The 25,736-nt window shown below is 35.9% G+C and carries 23 protein-coding genes; 21 read left to right on the forward strand and 2 right to left on the reverse strand.

The features are described from left to right. Positions 1–27 precede the first annotated feature (27 nt). From A5880_RS12085 to A5880_RS12150, 14 genes are all read left to right on the forward strand, one after another. Positions 28–873, forward strand: a complete 846-nt coding sequence (locus tag A5880_RS12085; RefSeq protein ID WP_086329282.1) for a bifunctional methylenetetrahydrofolate dehydrogenase/methenyltetrahydrofolate cyclohydrolase — start codon at positions 28–30, stop codon at positions 871–873. Between the two features lie 9 nt (positions 874–882). Continuing rightward, positions 883–2,226, forward strand: a complete 1,344-nt coding sequence (gene xseA / locus A5880_RS12090) for an exodeoxyribonuclease VII large subunit (RefSeq protein ID WP_086329283.1) — start codon at positions 883–885, stop codon at positions 2,224–2,226. A 4-nt stretch (positions 2,227–2,230) separates the two neighbouring features. Further along, positions 2,231–2,470 (forward strand): exodeoxyribonuclease VII small subunit, encoded by a 240-nt coding sequence (locus A5880_RS12095; protein WP_086329284.1) that lies wholly within the window; start codon positions 2,231–2,233, stop codon positions 2,468–2,470. Continuing rightward, positions 2,470–3,354 (forward strand): polyprenyl synthetase family protein, encoded by an 885-nt coding sequence (locus A5880_RS12100; protein ID WP_086329285.1) that lies wholly within the window; start codon positions 2,470–2,472, stop codon positions 3,352–3,354. The genes A5880_RS12095 and A5880_RS12100 overlap by 1 nt, the downstream gene beginning before the upstream one ends. 19 nt (positions 3,355–3,373) lie before the next feature. After that, positions 3,374–4,189: a TlyA family RNA methyltransferase gene (locus A5880_RS12105; protein WP_086329286.1), complete on the forward strand. Its 816-nt coding sequence runs from the start codon at positions 3,374–3,376 to the stop codon at positions 4,187–4,189. Between the two features lie 130 nt (positions 4,190–4,319). Beyond that, the gene (locus A5880_RS12110) at positions 4,320–4,769 is read left to right on the forward strand and encodes an arginine repressor (protein WP_086329287.1); all 450 of its coding nucleotides are present in this window, start codon (positions 4,320–4,322) and stop codon (positions 4,767–4,769) included. 20 nt (positions 4,770–4,789) lie between these two features. Next, positions 4,790–6,481 (forward strand): DNA repair protein RecN, encoded by a 1,692-nt coding sequence (recN, locus tag A5880_RS12115; protein ID WP_086329288.1) that lies wholly within the window; start codon positions 4,790–4,792, stop codon positions 6,479–6,481. 760 nt (positions 6,482–7,241) lie between these two features. Next, positions 7,242–7,967, forward strand: coding sequence for a signal peptidase I (locus A5880_RS12120; RefSeq protein WP_086329290.1), 726 nt, complete (start codon positions 7,242–7,244; stop codon positions 7,965–7,967). Positions 7,968–8,034: 67 nt separating this feature from the next. Beyond that, positions 8,035–9,129 (forward strand): BsaA family SipW-dependent biofilm matrix protein, encoded by a 1,095-nt coding sequence (locus A5880_RS12125; protein WP_086329291.1) that lies wholly within the window; start codon positions 8,035–8,037, stop codon positions 9,127–9,129. Between the two features lie 33 nt (positions 9,130–9,162). Further along, positions 9,163–9,897 carry an LPXTG cell wall anchor domain-containing protein gene (locus tag A5880_RS12130; protein WP_086329292.1) on the forward strand — a complete coding sequence of 245 codons (735 nt, stop codon included), beginning with the start codon at positions 9,163–9,165 and terminating at the stop codon, positions 9,895–9,897. Between the two features lie 42 nt (positions 9,898–9,939). Continuing rightward, positions 9,940–10,803, forward strand: coding sequence for a BsaA family SipW-dependent biofilm matrix protein (locus tag A5880_RS12135; RefSeq protein WP_086329293.1), 864 nt, complete (start codon positions 9,940–9,942; stop codon positions 10,801–10,803). A 41-nt stretch (positions 10,804–10,844) separates the two neighbouring features. Beyond that, the gene (locus tag A5880_RS12140; protein ID WP_086329294.1) at positions 10,845–11,498 is read left to right on the forward strand and encodes a hypothetical protein; all 654 of its coding nucleotides are present in this window, start codon (positions 10,845–10,847) and stop codon (positions 11,496–11,498) included. A 113-nt stretch (positions 11,499–11,611) separates the two neighbouring features. Beyond that, positions 11,612–16,789 carry a SpaA isopeptide-forming pilin-related protein gene (locus A5880_RS12145; protein ID WP_336577151.1) on the forward strand — a complete coding sequence of 1,726 codons (5,178 nt, stop codon included), beginning with the start codon at positions 11,612–11,614 and terminating at the stop codon, positions 16,787–16,789. Between the two features lie 12 nt (positions 16,790–16,801). Continuing rightward, the gene (locus A5880_RS12150) at positions 16,802–17,368 is read left to right on the forward strand and encodes a DUF5067 domain-containing protein (protein WP_086329296.1); all 567 of its coding nucleotides are present in this window, start codon (positions 16,802–16,804) and stop codon (positions 17,366–17,368) included. A gap of 192 nt (positions 17,369–17,560) precedes the next feature. Here the strand turns inward: A5880_RS12150 and A5880_RS12155 are convergent, their stop codons facing one another. Together A5880_RS12155 and A5880_RS12160 are read right to left on the reverse strand one after the other, a co-directional pair. Continuing rightward, on the reverse strand, positions 17,561–17,674 hold the full coding sequence (locus A5880_RS12155) for a DUF4044 domain-containing protein (protein ID WP_086329297.1): 114 nt from the start codon (positions 17,672–17,674) through the stop codon (positions 17,561–17,563). 69 nt (positions 17,675–17,743) lie between these two features. Then, positions 17,744–18,700 (reverse strand): magnesium transporter CorA family protein, encoded by a 957-nt coding sequence (locus A5880_RS12160; RefSeq protein WP_086329298.1) that lies wholly within the window; start codon positions 18,698–18,700, stop codon positions 17,744–17,746. A gap of 184 nt (positions 18,701–18,884) precedes the next feature. Here A5880_RS12160 and A5880_RS12165 point away from each other — a divergent pair, with 184 nt between their 5' ends. The 7 genes from A5880_RS12165 (at position 18,885) to murD (ending at position 25,734) form a co-directional block, all read left to right on the forward strand. Continuing rightward, positions 18,885–19,256 carry a DUF3397 domain-containing protein gene (locus tag A5880_RS12165; protein WP_086329299.1) on the forward strand — a complete coding sequence of 124 codons (372 nt, stop codon included), beginning with the start codon at positions 18,885–18,887 and terminating at the stop codon, positions 19,254–19,256. 281 nt (positions 19,257–19,537) lie between these two features. Further along, on the forward strand, positions 19,538–19,969 hold the full coding sequence (gene mraZ / locus A5880_RS12170) for a division/cell wall cluster transcriptional repressor MraZ (RefSeq protein ID WP_086330293.1): 432 nt from the start codon (positions 19,538–19,540) through the stop codon (positions 19,967–19,969). A gap of 13 nt (positions 19,970–19,982) precedes the next feature. Continuing rightward, on the forward strand, positions 19,983–20,942 hold the full coding sequence (gene rsmH, locus A5880_RS12175) for a 16S rRNA (cytosine(1402)-N(4))-methyltransferase RsmH (RefSeq protein ID WP_179190338.1): 960 nt from the start codon (positions 19,983–19,985) through the stop codon (positions 20,940–20,942). 16 nt (positions 20,943–20,958) lie between these two features. Beyond that, positions 20,959–21,360, forward strand: a complete 402-nt coding sequence (gene ftsL / locus A5880_RS12180; RefSeq protein WP_086329300.1) for a cell division protein FtsL — start codon at positions 20,959–20,961, stop codon at positions 21,358–21,360. After that, a complete protein-coding gene (locus tag A5880_RS12185) occupies positions 21,361–23,235 on the forward strand; it encodes a peptidoglycan D,D-transpeptidase FtsI family protein (protein WP_086329301.1) in 1,875 nt (624 codons plus the stop codon). Between the two features lie 33 nt (positions 23,236–23,268). Beyond that, the gene (gene mraY, locus A5880_RS12190; RefSeq protein ID WP_086329302.1) at positions 23,269–24,237 is read left to right on the forward strand and encodes a phospho-N-acetylmuramoyl-pentapeptide-transferase; all 969 of its coding nucleotides are present in this window, start codon (positions 23,269–23,271) and stop codon (positions 24,235–24,237) included. Between the two features lie 126 nt (positions 24,238–24,363). After that, positions 24,364–25,734 carry a UDP-N-acetylmuramoyl-L-alanine--D-glutamate ligase gene (murD, locus tag A5880_RS12195; RefSeq protein ID WP_086329303.1) on the forward strand — a complete coding sequence of 457 codons (1,371 nt, stop codon included), beginning with the start codon at positions 24,364–24,366 and terminating at the stop codon, positions 25,732–25,734. Positions 25,735–25,736: the final 2 nt, after the last annotated feature.

Here is a 25,736-nt window from a genome sequence, read left to right on the forward strand (position 1 = left end):
ACAAACAAAAAAATGAGGAGTGATCTTATGGGAGAGTTAATCAACGGCCGCGAACTAGCAGATAAAATGCAGGCGCAAATCAAAGAAGAAGTGCAAGAACTTGAAAAAAAAGGTATCCGTCCTGGTTTAGTTGTTTTATTAGTGGGTGAAAATCCAGCAAGTCAAACATATGTGAAAAACAAAGATTTAGCAGCCGCTAAAATCGGTATCCACTCAAAAATTGAGCGTTTATCTGATACGATTTCTGAATCTGAATTACTTGCTGTAATTGAACAGTACAATCAAGATCCGGAGTATCATGGTATATTAGTGCAATTACCGCTGCCAAAACACATTGATGAAGAAAAAGTATTACTAGCCGTTGATCCCAAAAAAGATGTTGATGGTTTCCACCCGATGAATATGGGGCACTTATTTATTGGGGAACCAACAATGATTCCTTGTACACCGTATGGCATTATGAAAATGTTTGAAGCATATAACATTGATTTAGAAGGTAAACGGGCAGTAGTGATCGGTCGTAGCAATATTGTCGGTAAGCCTATGGCACAATTGATGATGATGAAAAATGCTACAGTTACGATCGCTCATTCAAGAACCGTTGATTTACCAGCTGTTGCTAGAGAGGCTGATATTTTAGTAGTGGCAATTGGTCGCGGGCACTTTGTGACAAAAGAATATGTTAAACCAGGTGCAGTTGTGATTGATGTGGGGATGAATCGAGATGAAAATGGTAAATTAATTGGTGATGTGAAATTTGACGAAGTTTCCGAGCTTACAAGTTTTATCACACCAGTACCAAAAGGTGTTGGCCCAATGACGATCACGATGTTGATGTATCAAACGGTTGAGGCCGCTAAAAAACAAAAGTAAGGTGAGAAGATGGAGCAGCAATATTTAACAGTTACTGCCTTAACGAAATATTTAAAACGTAAATTTGATGCTGATCCATATTTGGAGCGAGTTTATTTGACAGGGGAAATTTCTAATTTTCGTTTGCGGCCAAACGCACATCAATACTTTAGTATAAAAGATGATGGAGCAAAAATTTCAGCGATTATGTTTAAATCAGCTTTTCAAAAATTAAAATTTCAACCCAAAGAAGGGATGAAAGTGCTGTTAGTCGGTCGAGTTTCATTATATGAAAGTGGTGGCTCGTACCAAATTTACGTTGAACATATGGAACCAGATGGCGTTGGTGCATTGTACCAAGCTTTGGCCGAATTGCGAGAAAAATTAGGCAAAGAAGGTTTATTTGAAGGTCCCAAAAAAATGCTGCCACGATATCCTAAACGAATTGCGGTTGTGACAAGTCCGAGTGGAGCTGTTATTCGAGATATTATTACGACTGTGAAACGAAGATACCCAATTGCTCAAATTGTCTTGTTTCCGACACTAGTACAAGGAGATCAAGCAGCTGACGATATTGTTCGCAATATAAACCGCATAGAAGCGCTTGGAAACTTTGATACAATGATTCTTGGTCGTGGTGGTGGCTCTATTGAAGATTTGTGGCCATTCAACGAAGAACGAGTTGCTCGTGCGATTTACCAGGCGACAACCCCAACTATTTCTTCTGTAGGTCACGAGACAGATGTGACGATTGCAGATATGGTAGCTGATGTCAGAGCCGCTACACCCACGGCAGCGGCTGAGTTGGCAGTGCCTGTTTTAAATGAAGAATTATTGAAAATCAAGGATCGTCAGACCCGTTTAGAACAAAGCTTTCTCTATCAATTACAGCAAAAAAATGAACATTACCAACGTTTGAGAAATTCTTATGTATTCAAACAACCAGATCGATTATATGAAGGGCAAACAATCAAACTAGACCGAATCACACAACGTTTGAGCCAATCAATGGAAACTATTTATTATCAAAAACAACGTACAGCTCAAGAGATTATTAGTCAATTTCGACAACAATCGCCATATGGGCAAATTAGAGAAGGTCAGCAACAACTAAAATTTTTGGATAAGTCCCTTCATGACCGTATGGAACACTATATGAACGACAAACAAAAACAATTTATTACTGTTATTCAACAGCTAGATTTGTTAAGTCCATTAAAAATTATGGGACGTGGGTACAGCTATACAACAAAAGAAAAACAAGTAATCAAGTCAGTCAATGAACTGCAAGCAAAAGAAAAAATTCAAATCCATTACGTAGACGGTGTGGTGGATACGGTGATCGAAAAAGTATCACCGTTGGAAGAGGAGTAAAAAGATGGCTAAAGAAAAAGCAGTCGAAAAAACATTTGAAGAATCATTAACTGAATTAGAAGCAATTGTTCAACGTTTAGAACGTGGAGATGTTCCTTTAGAAGAAGCTTTAACAGCTTTTCAAGAAGGGATGACTTTAAGCAAGCAATGCCAAGAAACGTTGGAAAAAGCAGAGAAAACACTAACAAAAGTCATGACAGAGACGGATGAAGAAGCTACTTTTGATGAAAGCGAGAACAACTGATGGAGGCTTTCAATGATTTTCGTGAGCAAAGTTTACTGCTCATTGAAAAAGAAATGGAAAACTTTATCAATGAATACACTGCAAATGAGCGCTTAAAAGAATCTATGCTGTATTCGATTCATGCTGGTGGTAAAAGATTTCGTCCGCTCCTAGTTTTAGCTACAATCCGTTCGTTCAATAAACAAATTCAGGTACATGATTATCAAGTGGCAGCAGCTTTAGAAATGATACACACCTATTCATTGATTCATGATGACTTACCTGCAATGGATAATGATGATTTGCGTCGTGGGAAACCTACTAATCATAAAGTATTTGGTGAAGCACATGCGATTCTAGCGGGTGATGGGTTACTTACAGCAGCCTTTCAGTTACTAGCTATCAGCCACATTGACCTAGATCAAAAAGTGTTGTTGATTCAACTATTGAGTAAAGCTTCTGGCACTCAAGGGATGGTTGCTGGACAAGCTGGGGATTTACAAGGAGAAAGCCGATCACTTTCATTGGCTGAGTTAGCTGATGTTCACGAAAAGAAAACGGGAGCTTTGATCGAATTTGCTCTTTTAGCTGGAGGAATATTGGCGCAACAACCAGAAGAGATTGTCAATTTACTAGGTAACTTTGCCCAACATTTAGGATTGGCTTTTCAAATTCGGGATGATTTACTTGATGCAACCAGTTCTGAAGAAGAGTTAGGTAAAAAAGTTGGACGTGATGAAGTGTTGAACAAAAGCACTTACCCAAGCTTACTCGGATTAGAAGGCGCAAGACAAGCATTGGAAGAACAATTAACGTTTTGTGAAGTAACCTTAAGGAAAATTCAGCAAACAAGTAGCGAGTTTGAAATAGAATTATTAAAAGAATTAGTAGAACAATTGCGATGATTATAGAAAGAAGGCACATATGAAAAAAGAGCGCGTAGATGTTTTAGCGTTTAACCAAGGATTATTTGAAACAAGAGAGAAAGCTAAAAGAGCAGTAATGGCAGGACTTGTTTATACCGATAAAAATGAACGATTAGATAAACCAGGCGAAAAAATCCCAATGGAAACACCTCTTCAAGTAAAAGGTCAAACATTACGTTACGTTTCCCGTGGAGGGCTAAAATTAGAAAAAGCCTTAACTGTTTTTCAACTAGACGTCAAAGATAAAACAATGCTGGATATCGGCTCTTCCACAGGTGGATTTACGGATGTTGCTTTGCAAAATGGTGCACGTCTAAGCTATGCTTTAGACGTTGGTTACAATCAGTTAGCTTGGAAAATCCGCCAAGATGAACGAGTTGTTGTAATGGAGCAAACCAATTTTCGATATAGTAAACCGGAAGACTTTCAAGAAGGAACGCCCGATATTGCGACTATTGATGTGTCATTTATTTCGCTGAAATTGATTTTACCTCCGTTGCATAAAATATTAAAAAAAGGCGGAGAAGTTGTTGCCCTAATCAAACCACAATTTGAAGCTGGCAAAGAACTGGTCGGTAAAAAAGGGATTGTCCGTGAGACGCAAACCCACGAATTAGTTTTAAATGATATCCTTTCTTTTGCGCAAAGTCATGGTTATTCAGTGCGGGGATTAGAATTTTCACCGATCACTGGCGGAGAAGGGAATATAGAATTTTTAGCTTATTTAACGTCTGTTGATGAACCAGAAGAAAAGGATCTTTCAACGGAGATTAAAGCTATTGTTGAATCAGCACACGAAAAATTAAAAAGCTGATTCACTCTAATGAATAAGGTTGAGATGAGACATACGATGTTTTATTTCAACCTTATTTTTTATCCTTTCAAAATGAATAAAAATAGGCTATGATAAAATGGAAACGAACTGAAAAGGAGTATATTATAATATGAGGAAAAAAGATCGGCATCGTCTAATTACTCGTTTATTAGCAGATAAAAATATCCAAAAACAAGAGGATTTTGTTACTTATCTTGAAGAGCGAGGTATTGAAGTTACTCAGGCAACAATTTCTCGTGACATTAAAGAAATGAAGTTGATCAAAGTTCCAGCGATAGACGGTGGTTATCATTATAGTCTCCCAGCAGAAACGAAGGAAGATACATCTATAAAACTAGAAAAATTAATGAAAGATGCATTTGTTTCAGTTGATCAAATGGAAAAACATGTTATTTTACACACGATACCTGGTAATGCTGCTGCAGTGTCGAATTTGATTGAAAAGCAGTATAAAGAAATTGTTTTTGCAGCGATCAATGATGACGATAGTGTGTTGATTATTGCACGAACTGAAAAAGATGCTGAATATTTAAAACGTGAATTTTTCCGCTATTTATAAAAAAATGAGGTGAGAAGACAATGCTGCAGGAACTTTCCGTAAAGAATTTTGCAATCATTTCCTCTTTACAGTTGGATTTTAATATGGGAATGACTGTTTTAACTGGTGAAACTGGAGCTGGGAAATCAATTATTATTGATGCCATGGGGCTTTTAACGGGTGGTCGAGGATCGAGTGATTATATTCGTCAAGGCGCTTCAAAGTGCACCCTAGAAGGGCTATTTAAGATGCCTAAAAACCAAAGCTTGACTCATTTATTGGAAGAATTAGGCATTGAGACAGACGAGGACTCTCTTGTTATTCAAAGAGATATTTCTACTTCCGGTAAGAATGTTTGCCGTGTAAATGGACGAATCGTTAACATAGCTAATTTAAGAAAAATAGGCGAATTCTTAGTAGATATTCATGGTCAAAATGAACATCAAGAATTGATGCAAAGTGAAAAGCACTTAGGTATGTTAGATGATTTTGGTGGCAATGAGTTGCTTAAAATCAAAGAAGACTACGAAGGCAGTTATTCTGAATATAAATTGATCGAAACAAAAGTGAGAAATAGGCAAAAAAATGAAAAAGAATTTGCTCAGCGGATGGATATGCTACAATTTCAAAGTGATGAAATTGCGGCAAGTCAACTTGTTTTAGGTGAAGAAGAACAGTTAATTGAAGAACGAAACAAGCTAGGGAATTTTCAAAAAATTGCAGATGCTTTAACGACTAGTTATGAAGCGATTAATGGCGATGGAGACAGTAGTCTAGATAAAATTGGTTATGCGATGAACGAATTGCTTTCGATTGAAACGCTTGATTCTGAGTATAAATCGTTATCTGAAGTTCTTCAAAACAGTTACTATCTTTTACAAGAAGCGAGTGGAGATTTATCTAGGCATATCGATGGTTTAGAATTAGACGAAAATCGCTTAAATGAAGTAGAGACGAGGCTTGAATTGATTCGTCAGATGAAAAGAAAATATGGTGAGTCAATCGAATCTATCCTTGATTACTATCAAGAAATTACCCAAGAATTAGCTGACGCCGATTTCCTTGAAGGGAAAACTGGAGAATTAGAAACATTGCTGATTGAAAAGAGAAAACAAGTCACTAAACATGGATTAGAACTACGTGAAATCAGGAAGAAAATTGCTAAAAAGCTTGAAAAAGATATTTTGCGAGAGCTAAAAGAATTGTATATGGAGCGAACAGAATTTGATATTCGTTTTACTGAACTTCCTGATGAGGAATTTGGTGAAGATGGATTGGATCATGTAGAGTTCTTTATTACAACGAATCCTGGCGAGCCTTTGAAACCATTAGTTAGAGTCGCTTCTGGAGGGGAACTTTCCCGAGTGATGTTGGCATTAAAGACGATTTTTTCTAAATCTCAAGGAATTACTAGTATTGTTTTTGATGAAGTGGATACAGGTGTTAGTGGACGAGTAGCTCAAGCAATTGCTGACAAAATTTATCAAATTTCAAAAGGCTCACAAGTTTTATGTATTACTCATTTACCTCAGGTGGCCGCAGTAGCAGATTATCAATATTTTATCGAAAAAGAAATTATTGGTGAGCGAACTGAGACAAAAGTGAGAAGGCTAAAGAAAAATGAGCGGATAGCAGAAATTGCACGTATGCTTTCTGGAAGTGAAATCACAAAATTAACAACTGAGCATGCCAAAGAATTACTGAATATGGCTGAACATGAAAGGAAAGTATAATTTAAGTATCTATCTAGATAGGTTAAAGAAATAAACAAACTTAGGATTGGAAGTATAAACTTTTTATCTCTAATTTATATACTGGAATGTAACTCATAGAGTTATGTTCCAGTTTTTTTATTTCATTGAGTGGAAACTGCTGCAAATATAAGCTTAAAAAGCAGAATTAAGTCTTTTGAACAGTCCAGTTTCAAAAGAAATCTATTTGTCATATTTACAATAAAACTAATAATAATATAAGTTGTTTCACTATTTTCATTTCTATATTTCTGGGAATATAGATAACTATTTTATATTTCGTTGCATATTAATTAAATGTATAAAAAATATAAAAAAGATATATTTATGGTTTTTCGACGAGTTGTTGACAAAAAAATAGTACAAATATATCATGTTTGTGTACGTACATATAGATTTCTAGACAATTCTTATAGTTATTTAATGAGTCTTAAAAGTACGAAATATTTTGTTTTGAAAGTCAGTATAGCTGAACTTTTAAATAGACGAAAACACATAGAACAGAATTTTTATGATTTAGACGAGGTGGTTCCAGAAAATTAGAATTTACAATGAAAAAATGATAAAGCAGCTATTAAAGGTGATGTTTAGCTGTATCAAGACTAGTTTGGCATAAAGAGAAAATGAAAAGAGGAAGTGTTGTTTTTGTGCCTAAAAGTTGAAAGTAGCTTTTAGTTTAAATCATTGATCAATGTATTTTTTTAGAATTCTAAACTAGTTGAAGAAGGGATATCTATTACTCATGGAACAGCGAAAAAAGAAAAAACATAGAAAATCATCACAGGACAGGCAACCAAGAAAAAAGAATCAACGGAAGTTGCAACAAGAATCAAATGAGAATCGAAAAAAAAGAAATCGTCCAGGTCAAGATCGCCTATCAAAAAAAAGGAAAAGATCTGCAGTACATAAGAAAAAAAGATCACTGAAAAAAGAATGGTTGAAAAATTTGTTAGATTTGTTGTTTTACGTTGTTACTTTAGGGTTAATCAGTATGTCTGTTCTTTTTGCTTTTAGCGGAGATCAAAACAAGACTATTTTTGGTTACCGTATTTTTAGTGTTCGGACAAATTCGATGGCGCCGAACAAACGAGATCAGCAATCTGGCGGTTTTTATGCTGGAGATGTGATTATCGTGAAAGATATTCCAGGAAATCAAGCGAAAACAGGCGATGTAATCACGTATCATCCTTCAATGGAGAGTAAGGCTTTTTTAACACATAGAGTTGTAAAAAAATTAGACCAATTGAATGGGCATAAAGGAATTTATTATGTCACAAAAGGAGACAATAATAATACCGAAGATTTACCCATTAGCGAAAAACAAGTAGTCGGAAAAAAACTAATCGTTTTTCCAAAAATCGGGGGAATTTTAAAATTTATTCGAGAAAATTTTGTCGTGTCTATTATTTTTATTCTTTCGGTTTTTGGTTTTATTCTAGTAATAAAGATGTACATTTTTTCTAAGTGACGATTTAATTAATGGTATTTGCCTTTTTAAGGTTAATATAAAATTTTTTTAATAGGAGGAAGCAACAATGAAAAGCAAAAAGAAAAAGTTGTTAATTGCGGCAAGCGTTTTAGCGTTGACCGCGCTTGGTGCCGGAACCTTTGCTTGGTTCACGAGTGAAGATAAGGTTACCAATCATTTTGAAGGGGAAATTGCTGGTAATGATATTCAAATTGTAGAGACTTTTACACCTGAAAAAGACTGGACACCTGGTGAAGGAGTTGCCAAAAAAGTTTCTGTAGCTAATGTGTCAGAGTATGATGCGTTGATCCGTATAAGCTTTGATGAAATGTTCAAAAAATTAAGAAATAACAATGAGATTTATTTTGATGGGGAAGGAAAATATATTTGGGCATCCGGTCCAGAAAAAGGAAAGGAGTTAGCCAATGCGCCAGTTGTTCCTAAAGCGATGCCTTCTAAATCAGAGTATGTGAGTTTAGGGTACATAGATGTAACGAGTAATTTAACAACAGCAGTTCAAAATATTACGATCGATAATAAAGAATATAGCTTTAAAATGTATGAAAAAGAAGTGCAAGCAGCGGGCACAAAACCATCAGGGGAAGTGATTCCAGAAGAATATTCCTATGTAGCACAATGGGAAGCGGCTGATGGTACTAAAGCAAAAGCCTATATCGGGAATACTTCTGGCACAGTGAATCGTGATCGGACGACAAGTAAGTTGACGTTGGTCAATCCAGCGTATCTGTGTATGATTGATGCGACCTATAATGAAACGAGTAAAAAATGGGCGGATCCCAATGATCTATACAATAAACCTTCAGTGGATGATATAACCTATAAAGCGTTTGCGGATGATTTGATTCAATTAGGTTTTAAAGAATTAGCGAAAGATATAACCAATGATAAATGGTATTACAATCAAGCGGACGGCTACTTTTATTTTATCGGAAAAGTTTTACGTGGAACACAAACGCCTCAGCTTTTAGAGAGTGTGAAATTAATGGAAGCGGCAGATAATAGTTATAGCTTGTTGCAATTTGATTTAACAGTAAACGCTCAAGGGATTCAAAATGCCCAACAATCAATCAAAGATACATGGAAAACAGATGTCAGCAATAAAGCTTTGTATGATAAGTTAGTGGAGTTTTGTGATTACTAATAACTAGAAAAAAATGATGCGGGAGGAGAGAGGATGAAAAGAATAAAGCGATTTTGTCAACTATCTAGTTGGATTATTGTAGGTTTAGCATTCATCGGTACTTCTTCATGTTTTGTCTATGGGGCTGAAGGAGAACCGTTACCTCCTGGCATTGTCATAGGAGATGATAAAGGAATTCAAGTTCAATCAGATGGCAACTATTTAGTTGAGATCAATAATGTATTGCCAGGAAAAAAATGGACGATCGATGTTAATTTAATGAGTGTTGATAAAGGTACACCATACGATTTAAGCATACGCTTGTTAAAACCGACCGTTGAGGGACCGATAGATTTTTCAAAAGCAATCCGCATGACGATGGACTATAATGGCAAAAAAATTTATGATGGTCCAGCATCCGGTATCAGTAAAGAATTGAACTTGCAAGAATCCACATACTCTTTAGGTACTTTTCGTTCTGGAGATAGTAGGCGGTTGCATGTAACATTTGAAATGGATAGTACCTATACAAAAGATGATTTTCAAGTGAAGAGCGTGATGGAAAATATCTGGGCATTTCGAGCAGTCAAAAATCATGAGCCTGAATCTATAAAAACAAGTGAGACTAAAAAACAAGTGGAGTGGAAAAAACCAACAACTCTATTTCCACGAACAGGTGAAGAATGGCGGAATGTTTTAATTTATACGTGTTTAGGTTTATTCGTAATGTTGATGGCATTATTGATAGCTAAAAAGAAATACGAAGAACAAAAAAACGCTCATAAATAAAAAACAGCAACACGATATTAAAACTAGGAAGGAGAGCAAGAGGTGAAAAACAAGAAACGTAGGTCTGCGAAAAATAAAAGAAAGAAAAAAGTTGTTAAACGGAGTTTTCGCGTGTATTTGGCTCTATTTGCTTTTGTTTTTTCTAGTTTAATGATACTTGGAAGCACCTATGCGTGGTTTACATCGGCTGATTCAGTTACTAATAAATTTCAAGGCGGCCGTTTTCAAGCCGAGTTAACAGAGGTTTTTGAGCCTAATCTGACTTGGTATCCTGGGACAGACACAACGAAACAGATTCGTGTGCAAAATACAGGTCAATTACCTGCCCTTATAAGAGTCTCCTTATATGAATATCTCTTAACTTTTAAAGTAGGTCTAACCGATAAAATAGGAAATGGTAACTTAGCAACAGTTTCAAAAGAGCGCCAGCCAGCTGTTAACAGAAAAAATTCAGTTACTTGGAAAGCTGCAGCGGAAAAAGGCGGTACATATAAAGATGGTTCGTTTTACTATATAGCTAAGAAAGCATATACATCAGATCGTACGAATAATAAAGGTAGATACAAAATAAATGACCCGCTGAGAAAGACCTTACCGTTTGATTTTATTGAGATCAATTTTTCTGCATCTATGAATCTTCAACCTCCCAAGCCAGAAACCAAAAATTACTGGTTATACGAAGATGGTTATTTTTACTACTCAGAACTATTGGAACCAGGAAAAATAAGTGAGCCATTGGTAGATAATGTGACGCTTTCTCTCAATACATCAAATAACTTTAAAGGGGCATTATATCAGCTGAATCCATTTCTGGAAGCCCATGATCCTGTGGAAACGATTAGTGAAGAGTGGAGTATTGGAAGAAGTGGTCCAATTTATGAAATGCTTAAGGATAAATTGAAGTAAGGGATGAACAGTGCTGTTGGAAATAAGTGAGGGATGAACGAATGAGTGTAAAAAAAAGAAGAAAAAAGATCAACTTCTTCAAAAGACTACTATTATTAATTTTAGTTGTACTTATGATGGTTATAATTGCAACACGTATTCATGATGTTTATGCAGCAAATAAAGCAACAGATGAAGAAGTGAATGATTTTCGGGTGAGTGATTTAAAAACAACAATTAAAGAAACGTTTACACCACCAAAAGATTTAAACGTAAATACTCCCATTGAAAAAAACGTGACTATTCTGAATGATCAACATCAAGATGTGTTTATCCGAGTTTTAGTTTTACCGACAATCATCGCAAAGAGCTCTGGAGGCGAAGATTTAATCCTGCCAGCCAGTTTTAAGGGAGAGAACCCTCAATTGGCTATTCCTTTTGAGACAACTAACTGGATAGATGGTGAGGATGGCTATTTCTATTACACTAAGAAGCTAAAAAAAGGAGAAAAGAGCACTAGTTTATTCAAGCAAGTAAGGATTATTTCAGAAAATATAAATAAGCATTATTTAAATGCAGAAGTAACAATTGAAATTAAGGTAGAAGGAATCAACACAACACCATTTGCATACCGTGATGCTTGGTGGGCGGGGGAGACGCCAACGAAAGAACCTAGGATAGGCATTGATACTCAACTGAAGTTGCAAATTGAGTAGGAGGTTAGTCGAAAGGGGATAAAATGAAAAAAAAATGGATGATATTCTATATAATTTGCTTTCTATTTTTTGTTTTTTTTACTTCTAAAATAGTTCATATAAAGGCAGAGGAATTGAAAAATAATAATATGAATTTTAACGAAGAACAAAGTTTATTAGATAAAACACCTTATTTTATAGACGGAGCCCAACATAAATTGAATTTATTGAAAGCTCATAGTGGCTATGAATACTATTTAGATCTTGTGGTTGAAGATCCAAACGAAAAAGTAATAAAGTTGAAGTTAGATGAATATTTGAATGTTCCAATTGAAGTAATAGAACAACTTAATGATGGTAATGTTGGAGTGACCTTTGATAAATTATCTAGTTTGCTAACTTTAGATATTTCTAAAGTAGTACCAAACTTTATGAGTTCAAAGGAATTTAGGGTTATAAAAATCGCTATCAATACATTTTCTAAGGATATTATTGAAGGTGAAACAAAGTCTATTCATTACCAAAATGTTAATAATCAATTAAATGAAATTTTGAACTTGAATTTCTCTAGTAAGCAACGACTTGAAACTTATAGTGTTCCTAACGAAGCGGATACAACAAGTACAGTTGGGGAACAGAAGCAGAAACCGACCAATATTAATCTTGTAAACGGTGGTTTTGAATATCCTGCGTTATCGGATGATGATTGGAATAATTTACCTGCTTTAAAAAATAATTTAGGATTGGTTAACATACCGTGGTCATCAAATCCAACACCGACTTCTCAGATATATAAGGTTTATATTACTTATGATTCACCAGTGTTTGGAAGAGAAAGAATTGGTTGGCGTCCACTTGTTCTACAACATGGAGTTGATCCAACAGAACTACGAGCTAAATCAATTGAATTTATGAAAAATAGATCATTGGTTTCTGGAGAATCCGCATATGCGGGTAGGCTTATACCATCTCCACAAGGTAGACAATTTGTAGAACTAAATGCTAGTTATTTTACTAAGTTGTATCAAACAGTTCTGACAACACCTGGAATCAAAACGAGATGGTCATTATCGCATACTGGTCAAAAAGCAGGGATGGGCAATGGCGATACTTTAGGCGTTCAATTTGGTCCTACACCTGAAGTGAAGGATTCAAATTATGATCAAAAATATTATACTGATGATTTAGAGTGGAGTCATGGCAAGGAGGCTAATTGGAAAGAGCATAAAGGGAGCTATGTAATTCCAAATGGGCAAACTTCCACGACTTTTGGTTTTTATGCGGCAAAGACTTGGAATAACAACCAAGTGAATGGAAATTATTTGGATGATATTAAATTCACTAATCCATCATTTATAACATTGGATAAAACAGTGAATGGAATGAAAGTTGCAACAGGGCGACCATCGAATCTATTTACGTATAAGCTTACTGCGAAAAACCAAGGAGAAATGGCTGCGACAGATATTTGGATAACAGATGAAATACCCAACTATTTGGAAGTGGATGAAAAAACATTACCGGCAGGTGCGACATATAATAGAAATACAAGGCTTGTTACTATGCCAAAAATTTTGAAAATTGACATCGGAAAAAGTGTAACGTTTTCTTTTAAAGTTAGATTAACCCACCAAGATAGATATGAAAACTCAAAAGGATATTTAAGGATAGATAACGGAGCAAAAATTGTCTATAAAGATTTAAATTTTGTTGATATGATTTATGAAAATTATTCGAATATTGTAACTATTATTCCTGAAATGGTAGGAAAAATAAAAATTATTAAAAAAAATGACTTAGGAGAGCTAAAAGCTGGAGCTAAATATCAGATCAGAGATGCTAAAGGGACTATAGTTGTATCAAATGCTGTAGCAATTACAGGAAGTGATGGCACATATGTAAGTGCTGATTTACCAATAGGTGATTATACAGTTACTGAAACTAAAGCACCTGACGGTCATGATCTTCCTAAGCCTGCTTCAACAGCTACTAAAAAGGTAACGATAAAAAATAATCAAATAGTTCCAGTAGAATTTAAAAATGATCGCCAAGGACGAATCGTAATTAAAAAAATCGATAAAGAAACAAAAGCAGTACTAGCAGGGGCGGAGTTTCGAGTACTAAACAGTGCAGGTCAAGAAGTAGGAACAAGGCTAAAAACGGGAAGCACTGGTCAAGTGACGTCGGGTTATTTAACCGCCGGTAGTTATACGATAGAAGAAACCGCTGCCCCAGTTAATTATGATTTGTCCTCACCGAAGAGCCAAAAAGTGACGTTGAAAGTAGGAGAAACGACTCAACCAGTAGTGTTTGAAAACACACGGCAAAAAGGTGGTCTACAAATCATCAAACAGGACGACACGAAAAAAAGACTAGCCAACGCTAAGTATATCGTGAAAAATGCTTCAGGAAGTCAAGTAGGAAGTGGTCAAACCAACGCCGAAGGTGTATACACGCTAACAAATCTTCCGACGGGAAAATATACAGTAACAGAAAGTGCAGCGCCAGCGGGTCATGTTTCAAGTCCAGTAGAAGGAAATAACCGAATGATAGAAGTTGTCAAAGGACAAACGGCGACGATGACATTTACGAATACACGCCAAGGACGAATCGTAATTAAAAAAATCGATAAAGAAACAAAAGCAGTACTAGCAGGGGCGGAGTTTCGAGTACTAAACAGTGCAGGTCAAGAAGTAGGAACAAGGCTAAAAACGGGAAGCACTGGTCAAGTGACGTCGGGTTATTTAACCGCCGGTAGTTATACGATAGAAGAAACCGCTGCCCCAGTTAATTATGATTTATCCTCACCGAAGAGCCAAAAAGTGACGTTGAAAGTAGGAGAAACGACTCAACCAGTAGTGTTTGAAAACACACGGCAAAAAGGTGGTTTACAAATCATCAAACAGGACGACACGAAAAAAAGACTAGCCAATGCTAAGTATATCGTGAAAAATGCTTCAGGAAGCCAAGTAGGAAGTGGTCAAACCAACGCCGAAGGTGTGTACACGCTAACAAATCTTCCGACAGGAAAATATACAGTAACAGAAAGTGCAGCGCCAGCGGGTCATGTTTCAATTCCAGTAGAAGGAAATAACCGAACGATAGAAGTTGTCAAAGGACAAACGGCGACGATGACATTTACGAATACACGCCAAGGGCGAATCGTAATTAAAAAAATCGATAAAGAAACAAAAGCAGTACTAGCAGGGGCGGAGTTTCGAGTACTAAACAGTGCAGGTCAAGAAGTAGGAACAAGGCTAAAAACAGGAAGCACTGGTCAAGTGACGTCGGGTTATTTAACCGCTGGTAGTTATACGATAGAGGAAACCGCTGCCCCAGTTAATTATGATTTATCCTCACCGAAGAGCCAAAAAGTGACGTTGAAAGTAGGAGAAACGACTCAACCAGTAGTGTTTGAAAACACACGGCAAAAAGGTGGTCTACAAATCATCAAACAGGACGACACGAAAAAAAGATTAGCCAACGCTAAGTATATCGTGAAAAATGCTTCAGGAAGTCAAGTAGGAAGTGGTCAAACCAACGCCGAAGGTGTATACACGCTAACGAATCTTCCGACGGGAAAATATACAGTAACAGAAAGTGCAGCGCCAGCGGGTCATGTTTCAAGTCCAGTAGAAGGAAATAACCGAACGATAGAAGTTGTCAAAGGACAAACGGCGACGATGACATTTACGAATACACGCCAAGGGCGAATCGTAATTAAAAAAATCGATAAAGAAAGCAAAGCAGTACTAGCAGGGGCGGAGTTTCGAGTACTAAACAGTGCAGGTCAAGAAGTAGGAACAAGGCTAAAAACGGGAAGCACTGGTCAAGTGACGTCGGGTTATTTAACCGCTGGTAGTTATACGATAGAGGAAACCGCTGCCCCAGTTAATTATGATTTATCCTCACCGAAGAGCCAAAAAGTGACGTTGAAAGTAGGAGAAACGACTCAACCAGTAGTGTTTGAAAACACACGGCAAAAAGGTGGTCTACAAATCATCAAACAGGACGACACGAAAAAAAGACTAGCCAACGCTAAGTATATCGTAAAAAACGCTTCAGGAAGCCAAGTAGGAAGTGGTCAAACCAACGCCGAAGGTGTGTACACGCTAACAAATCTTCCGACAGGAAAATATACAGTAACAGAAAGTGCAGCGCCAGCGGGTCATGTTTCAATTCCAGTAGAAGGAAATAACCGAACGATAGAAGTTGTCAAAGGACAAACGGCGACGATGACATTTACGAATACACGCCAAGGGCGAATCGTAATCAAAAAAATCGACAAAGAAAGCAAAGCAGTACTAGCAGGGGCGGAATATCGAGTAACGAACAGTACGGGTCAAGAAGTAGTAAAAAGCATAAAAACAGGAAGTAATGGCACGGTAACGACAGGCTATCTACCGGCAGGTGATTATCGCATCCATGAAATATCCGCACCAACAAATTATGATCTTGCGAATCCAGCAAGCAAAGTGGTGACGTTGAAAGTAGGAGAAACGACCCAACCAGTAGTGTTTGAAAACGCTCGTCACAAAGGTGGACTTGAAATTGTAAAGGTGAACGAAGAAAATAAAAATCAGAAACTTGAAGGAGCTATCTTTGATATAGCAAGTGATGAAAAAGGAACGAATATTCTATATAAAAACCAGAAGACTGACGCATCAGGAAAAATAATAATTCCTACTTTAAAAACAGGAACTTATTATGTAAAGGAAACAACACCGCCGCCTGGCTATCAAATTATAAAAAATACCTGGGTATCAGTAAATATAATTCATGGAAAAGTAACCTCATATCAGGTTGAAAACAGACCAACACGGCTTCATTTACGCCAAGTTGTCTTAAAGCCACATGATGCTTTGGTTGTTCCGAGTCTTGGCTATTTCACTCTTAATCAAGTGAAAAGTTCTGGTAGCATAATAAACGCATATCAGTTAGTCACCAACTCAACAGTGAAAGATAAGCCAACAGAAATTTCGAAAGAACTTTTTAAAACAGTGCAAATTCCGATTGGAGTGGACAAGCTTCAAGTGGTAGATGTAATACCAGAATATTATAGTTATCATGGAGCTATTACAACAACGGATGATACAAATCTGGAAAATAAACACTCTTCCACTAATACTACCGAAATGATAAAAACTGAACCTGTTACAGTTGATTACAACAAATCAAGTGAATACTGGATAACAATCTTCATCTCACCTAAGATGGGGAAAGCATCTACTGGTGAAGAAGAAAAAGAGCCTCGTCCATATAGTTGGGATTATAAAACGAATGAACTAGGTCGATTGAAGCAAATTGAATAGGAGAGAAGTAAAATGAAAAAGAGCCTGATAAAGTTAACAATACTGAGCAGTTGTATACTACTAACGGGATGTAATGGTAAAAAAGAGGATAAGGCAACTGAAAATAAAGAAGTGCAAGAACAAAAGGGCAAAAAAGCAGTATCTGAAAATAATTATGCATCAGCTGATAATTCTTTTTCGGTCAACAATGAAAATTTTGTTGGTCCTGATTTTGAAGTCAAATTGACTGGATCAGACGTTGTTAAATCTGAAGAAGGGACAACCTATTTAGCTGTTTTCTACACCTTCACTAATAAAACAGATATAATCAAGACAGGTCAAGAGGCTTTTGAAAAACATCTTCTTGCCAATCAAGCATCTACAAATGAAGACATGGAAACTTTGGTTATTGATCATCCAGAGCTTAATGAGCAAATAAAAAGGCTCTCAGAAGAATCTAAAAAAGAGCAAGTAACAGGGAAAAGTATTCCCATGGCTACGATTTATAAGACTGTTTCTGATAAAGATTTAAGACTAGATTTTTTAGATGCTGAAGGTTCGCCGATCGTATCCAAAAATTATTTGATCAAACAAAATTGACTAGATTTAGAACGGTCAGAGAATTAATGTAAAGAGAGCATAAATGAATAATCTATCGGATTAAGAATAAATAATAAAAGATGAGAACAAAACAATTATGCTGTTTTGTTCTCATCTTTGTTTTTTACAGTATAGCCATGATAAAAGTAATTTACTTTCTCATTTAATCATGTATGATTATCTTGTTCTGGTTTATCTCATGCTCATGACAGCTGTTAAAATTGTTGAGCCAGCAATGGCAATTAGCATCAACCAAACAACGACTTTAGTGACTTTTGAAAAAGTACTTGATTTTTTATCGTTCAATGATTACACATCCTTATACTTTACTTTCTTTAGTTTACATCGTTTTTCTTGAATCGGCAACCAAAAATTTTACAAAAGGTTCCGTTTTTTTAGTCTTCGGATCACAAAAATGCAAGTACCTGTAGTGACAATGAAGATCCAAAAAAAAGCATCTTCCCGATTTGCGAATGGAAGTTTGACATTCATTCCAAAGATTCCACCAATAATGGTAGGGATCGTTAAAACAATTGTTAAGGAAGTTAGGATTTTCATAACATTATTCAAATTGTTCGAAACGATTGCTGAGAAAGTGTCGCTGATTTTATCAACGAGTTTTAGCTGAATCTTTGTTGTTGTTGCAGCTTGTTTTGTTTCGACCAGAATATCATGAAGATGGGGTAGATGCGCCCTAGGGTTGCTAAAAATTTTAGCATTATAAAGCATATTCAGTACCTCTAAATTGGAATTGATGGCAGATTCAAAATAAACTAAACTTTTTTGAATATCCATGATCTGATAAAGTTGACTATTTTCAGTAGAAACTTTGAGCTCACCCTCTAACTTGTTCGTTTCTGTAATTAATTCTTTTAAAAATCGATTATAACAAGTTGAAATATGCCATGAAAGATACAAAATCAACATTTCTTGAACAGGTAGCTTACTATCTGGTATCGGGTTGGCTAGAGCTTTTTTTAAAAAATCAGCAGAGTTATTGATCACAGTAATCACTTTTCCGTTTGTTGTTAAAATAACTGCAAATGGAAAAGTATCTAATTGTGTATAACCACTAGGACTAACTGTAGCGTGGGGATATTGGACCAACATCAGAGCTGGTTGTTCTAAAGTATTTTGATGAAGACCTTCAAAACGAGAATTTTCATCATCATCCAGCACACCTGTGATATAATCTTTAGGAAGTTTGTAAGTTGTGACTAATTGATTGATTTCTTCTTCTGTTGGTTTTTCAACAGCAAGCCAGATTGTGTCTTCTGTATCTGACGTTGATGGAGTAAATTGTCCATTTTCTATTTTTAAATAATTGATCAAAAATGCCACCTCATTCTTTTGGGTAATTATAATTCCTATTATAATTGAGTTCAAGTGTTTTTGGGGAATAAAACCCTTGTAACTTGGTATTATTTAGGCATGAACTTTTAAACGAACTGAAACATCAATGTAAAGAAAATAAAGTATAGTTAACTAAGTGTGTTACGAAAGGAATTGTTAGGAAATGGTGTCGTTTTCAGTCATTATGCTTTTTTGGTATGTATTTCCAGTAATTGTTTTATTTGCTTGTAATTTTATTATTTCAACGTTCTCATTAACAGAACGTTATAAAGTAAAAGCGCCGGATATTTCGATTCCGTTTTTATTTATAGGGTTAAATGAATTGTCAAAAGACAGCTATGGACAATCCATTGTCCCTTACATGATTATCTCAGTTTTATTATTAGGAATATGTGTGGCTGTATTTCAAGCCTATTATTATGGAGAAATTCTTTACGGTCGGTATTTCAAAATGTTTTGGCGGTTAGTCTTTCTTTTAAGTTTTATTTTATATGTTGTACTTATACTGTTGAATATCGTTCATTATCTTTCTTAAAAATAAAGGTGGTGAAAGGTGATCCCCACCACTTTCTACCACCATTTTCTTTTGTAATAATTTCATTAGAAAATAAATATAGAAAAGACAAAATAAAATCTTCTTAAAATCTATTAAATAGGTATTGATACCGCTTTTTTTGAAGGGATAATCTTTCTTTTAAATATTACAAACTTTTTAAATAACTATTAAATGGTAGAAGATTTACCGTTTTTGGTGGTAGAAAGTGGTAGGATGTGGTAGACTGTTTCTATCAAGTGGAAAAGTGGGGAAAATTGGCTATGTTTATGGGTGAATTTCAACATAATATAGATGCCAAAGGCCGACTCATTGTACCAGCTAAATTTCGTGATCTTTTAGGTGAGAAATTTGTGGTGACTAGAGGAATGGATGGCTGTTTATTTGGTTATCCAATGTCCGAATGGGAGCAACTAGAGGAGAAGTTAAAGGAAATGCCTCTAGCTAAGAAGGATGCTCGTACATTTGTCCGCTTTTTTTACTCGGCTGCTACAGAATGTGAGATTGATAAACAAGGTAGGATTAACATTCCTGTTGCGTTAAGAACTCACGGTAGTTTAGAGAAAGCTTGCGTGATCATCGGTGTTTCAAATCGAATTGAGATTTGGGATGAAGCACGTTGGCAAGAATTTTCTACCGAAGCAGAAGAAAATTTTGATGATATTGCAGAAACAATGATTGATTTTGGTTTTTAGGAAGAGGAGCATTATGACAAAGGACTTTCAACATTATACTGTTTTACTAAAAGAGACAGTTGACGGCTTACAGGTGAAAGAAGACGGTATCTATGTAGATTGTACATTAGGTGGCGCAGGTCATAGTGAGTATTTACTCTCACAATTGAGTGAACAAGGACACTTGTACGCATTTGATCAAGACCAAAAAGCATTGGATTTTGCAGCAAAACGTTTAAAAAAATATGTCGATAAAGGCATGGTAACGTTTGTTAAGTCAAATTTTCGATATTTAAAACAAGAGTTAAGTAAATATGATATTTATCAAGTTGATGGTATTTTATATGATTTAGGTGTTTCATCTCCGCAGTTAGATGAAGCAGAACGGGGATTTAGTTATCATCAAGATGCGCCGCTGGATATGAGGATGGATCAGGAGGCACCATTTTCTGCGTATGACGTAGTTAATGAGTATAGTTATCACGAGTTAGTGAAGATTTTCTTTCGCTATGGCGAGGAGAAATTCTCTAAGCAAGTAGCTAGAGAGATCGAACGGATACGCGAAAAAGCACCTATTGAAACGACTGGTGAATTAGTAGAAATCATCAAGTCCGCTATCCCAGCACCTGCTAGACGCAAAGGTGGGCATCCAGCAAAACGGATTTTTCAAGCCATTCGTATTGCAGTAAATGATGAGCTAGGTGTAGTTGAAGAATCCTTAGAACAAGCAATCGCTTTGTTGAAAAAAAGTGGTCGTCTGAGTGTGATTACTTTCCATTCATTAGAAGATCGAATTGTTAAGAATATATTTAAAGAATATAGTACTATGCAAGATTTGCCTCAGGGGCTTCCGATAGTCCCAGAAGAATTTCAACCAGAGCTAAAAGTAATTACAAGAAAACCAATTTTACCAGGTGAGACTGAATTGGCTGAGAATAATCGCTCAAGAAGTGCTAAATTAAGAATTGCCGAAAAAGTTAAACTAAACACATAGAGAAAGGGGTAACGACATGGCTGAACTAAAAAAAGTGGATGATTTTCAATATGATATTCCATTAATGGATGAACCATTCACAGAGCCAGTAAATGAACCCAAAGTTCAAAAAAATGTAAATTTACCCCAATCTCCGAAAAGGAAGTTGAGAAATATCTCACTTTTGGAAAAAACAATCGGCTTTTTACTGTTAGTAGCGATTATTGGAATAGCAATTCTCACCATTCAAGTACGTACATCAATTACGCAGATGACAAATGAAATTACTGAAACGCAAGCAACGATTCAAGCTAAGGAAGAATCAGCCTTAAAATTAGAACAACAAAAAAATGAATTATCAAAAGCAGATCGCATCAAAGAAGTTGCGAAAAGTAAAGGACTTTCAGATAACCTTGATAATATAAGGAAAGTGAAATAAATGAGCATAAAAAATAAAATAAAGAATTTTGTCAAAAAGAAGAACTTAAATCCAATGAACAATCGTAAAAAAGTAGGCATTATTTTATTTGCTACGAGTATTGGATTGTTCTTTTTATTTGCCTTTAGATTAACCTATATTGTGGCTGTGGGAAAAGTTGCAGGAGTTTCATTGCCAGAAAAAACAGCAAACCTTTACCAAGGAAGCGATGTGGTTAAGGCAAAAAGAGGAGCCATTTTAGACCGTAACGGTGAAGTGATTGCAGAAGATGCTACATCATATTCTATATATGCTATTTTATCAGAGACTTATCTAGGTGAAGAAAATAAAAAATTATATGCACAAAAAAAAGATTTTCAACTTTTGGCTGAAATATTAGATCGAAATACTGAATTATCGAAAGATGAAGCATTAAAATTCTTAAATAGTGGCATCAATGATGATGGTACAGTGAAGTTTCAAGTTGAGTTTGGGACTAAAGGTAAAAATATTACTTTAGAAACTAGACAAAAAATTGAAGAAGAGCTTAAAAAGAATAAAGTAGCGGGTCTGTATTTTGAAGGACATCCAGCTAGAATTTACCCTAATGGTATATTTTCTTCTCATTTCATTGGCTATACAGATATGGCAGATGCATCTGATGATTCAAAAGGTTTGGTTGGGAAAATGGGCCTAGAAGAATCCTATAATGATGTTCTAAGTGGACAAGATGGGAAAATTGATTACGAAAAAGATGTCTATGGTAATCCTTTGCCTGGAACAGTTGCCAGTGAAAAAAAAGCGGTTGATGGTAAAGATATCTATACAACCTTAGATAGTCGGATTCAAAGCCGATTAGAAACGCTACTGGATCCAGTAGTAGAAGAATTTAAGCCGGAAAATATGACAGCGATGTTGATGAAAGCCAAAACAGGAGAGATTCTTGCGATGTCACAACGACCTTCTTTTAACCCAGAAACAAAAGAAGGCTTAGGAAAAGATACTCCGTGGCGTAATATATTAGTAGAAGACAAATTTGAACCAGGTTCTACGATGAAGCTTTTCACTGCAGCCGCAGCAATTCAAGAGGGTAAGTTCAATCCTAATGCCACATTCGTTTATCCAGCAGGTGGATATAAATTAGATGATAGAACAGTGAATGATCACGATTATGGTGCAGTGGGACCATTAACTTTCCGACAAGCCATTTCTTGGTCGAGTAATGTGGGGATGCTTACCTTAGAACAACAAATGGGTGGCGATAAATGGAAAGAGTATTTGGAGAAATTTGGTTTTGGTAAATCAACAAATTCTGGTTTAGCGGGCGAATCTGCAGGAGAACTTCCAGGTGATAACTGGGTCGATCAGGCAATGTCTTCCTTTGGACAAGCTGTTTCTGTAACAGATTTCCAAATGATGCAGGCATATACAGCAATCGCAAATGATGGATCGATGATCAAACCTCAATATATTAGTAAAATTGTGGATAAAAATACAGGGGAAGAGAAAGTCACTCAAGCGCAAAAAGTAGGACAGCCTGTAATAACACCACAAGCAGCAAGTGATATTCGTACGTATATGATTGATACAGTTGAAGATCCTAATTACGGTATTGCTTATGATGTATACAAAGTTCCAGGTTACCATGTTTCAGCCAAAACAGGGACTGCTCAAATTACTGGGGAGAATGGTTATATGGCCGGACTCACAGATTATACTTATTCAGTGGTTGAAATGGTACCAGCTGACAACCCTGAGTATATTTTATATCTAACAATGAAAAAACCTCAAACATACACGAGAGAGGCGCTTGCAAGAGTTGCTAATCCATTGATGCAAGTCGTAATGGATTCAATGGACACTGATCCAAATGCTGGTGTAGAAGTTGCAAAATAAGTCAATAAGAGTTGAATAATTAGGAGAGATATCATGGAGTGGACACAAATTTTTATCCCTATAGTCGTTAGTTTTGCTATAACAGTGACAATCATGCCGATGTTTATTGGCTATTTCCAAATGAAAAAACAAGGTCAAACAACACGTGAAGATGGTCCAACTTGGCACAATGTAAAAACAGGAACACCGACAATGGGTGGTCTAGTTTTTCTGGTTGCCAGCTTGATTACTTCATTATTGGTGGGATTATGGAAACAAGCTCTTACTCCTTCTTTACTAATTATTTTGTTTATATTGGTACTTTATGGATTGCTGGGTTTTCTAGATGATTTTATTAAAGTCTTTAAAAAAAGAAATATGGGCTTGAATTCTCGTCAAAAATTAATCGGACAAATTATTGGCGGAGTGGTTTTTTATTTTGTCTATCGCTCAGAAGGTTTACCTGATTCGCTTGATTTATTTGGTGTAGTTACTTTACCTTTAGGTATTTTTTATGGTGTATTCATCATTTTTTGGTTGGTTGGCTTTTCCAATGCAGTGAATCTTACCGATGGAATTGATGGGTTAGTCGCTGGTTTGGGAACTATTTCATTTGCTACATATGCAATTATTGCTTGGTATCAAAAACAGTTTGATGTTGTGATTGTATGTTTAAGCGTTATTGGTGGCTTACTAGGTTTCTTTCCATACAATAAAAAACCAGCTAGAATTTTTATGGGAGATGTAGGTTCGCTTGCTTTAGGCGGTTTATTAGCGGCCATTTCTATTATCCTTCGTCAAGAATGGACCTTACTTTTGATAGGACTTGTTTATGTCTGTGAAACGGCAAGTGTTATTTTGCAAGTAACATCATTTAAATTATTTGGCAAGCGGATTTTTAAAATGTCGCCTATCCATCATCATTTTGAAATGTGTGGCTGGTCTGAATGGAAAATAGATATTGTTTTTTGGCTAACAGGGGCGATTTGCTCAGGTATTACGTTGTGGATTTTGTATTTCTAATATGCCAGATAAGAGAAAGCAACTTTTGAAAAATTAGATCAATTTAACATGAAATGAAAGCATGTTTGATTGATTCCGGGGTTAGTCGCTTTGTTCAGCTTTTCTATAAGATAAGGAGAATTTATAATGAAAAAAATTACAGATTATCAAAATAAAAAAGTCCTTGTTCTTGGACTAGCCAAAAGCGGCGTTGGTGCTGCAAAGTTACTTCACGAATTAGGTGCATTAGTGACAGTCAATGACTTTAAACAATTTGATCAAAACCCAGAAGCCCAAGATTTATTAACCTTGGGTATTCGTGTTGTTACGGGTGGACACCCAATCGAACTTTTAGATGAAGATTTTTCTTTGATTGTAAAAAATCCAGGTATTCCTTATACAAATCCTTTAGTGGAAAAAGCTTTAACAATGAATTTGCCTGTTATTACAGACGTTGAATTAGCATATCAAATTGCTGATTGTCCAATCATAGGTATTACAGGAACGAATGGAAAAACAACAACAACGACAATGCTTGGCTTACTTTTGAATGCTAATCGAAAAATAGGTACAGCTCGTTTAGCTGGAAATATTGGTTATCCTGCAAGTGAAGTGGCTGAAAAAGCAGAAGCATCGGATGATATTGTGATGGAATTATCTAGTTTTCAATTGATGGGGATTCAATCATTTTGTCCACAAATTGCTGTAATCACTAATATTTATGAAGCTCATCTAGATTATCATGGGTCAAGAGCAGAATATGTTAAAGCAAAATGGGCGATACAAAAAAATATGCAAGCGAATAATTATCTTGTATTGAATTGGAATCAACCAGAGTTACAGGAGTTAAGTCGAACAACTAACGCTTCAATTGTTCCTTTTTCAACAAAAGAAAAAGTAGCTGGAGCTTATCTTTTCGAAGATAAAATTTATTATAAAGATGAGTACATAATGTTAGGAAATGAACTGGGCGTTCCTGGCAGCCATAATATTGAAAATGCCTTGGCAGCAATTGCTGTAGCAAAATTAAAAGGTGTGTCAAACGAAGCAATCAGGCAAACATTGATGATCTTTACAGGTGTACCGCACCGCACACAATATATAGGGGAAGTTGCTGGACGCAAATTTTATAATGATTCAAAAGCAACGAATATACTAGCCACTGAAATGGCTTTAAGTGGTTTTGATCATTCATCCCTTATTTTGTTAGCAGGTGGTTTGGATCGAGGAAACAACTTTGACGAATTGATCCCCTCGTTAAAAGGAATCAAAGCAATCATTCTTTTTGGTGAAACGAAAGAAAAATTACAAGAGGCAGCAGCAGAGGCTGGAATACAAACAATATATTTAACTGAAAATGTTGAAACGGCCGTACGTGATGCCTATGATTTTTCTGAAAAAAATGATACTATTCTATTATCGCCCGCATGTGCAAGTTGGGATCAATATCCTAATTTTGAAATCCGTGGAGATGCATTTATTCAAACGATGAATCAGTTAAAAGACATAGAAAAGTGAGC

It is taken from the genome of Enterococcus sp. 4G2_DIV0659 (assembly GCF_002140715.2).
In the GTDB taxonomy this organism is placed as follows: Bacteria; Bacillota; Bacilli; order Lactobacillales; family Enterococcaceae; genus Enterococcus_L; species Enterococcus_L mansonii.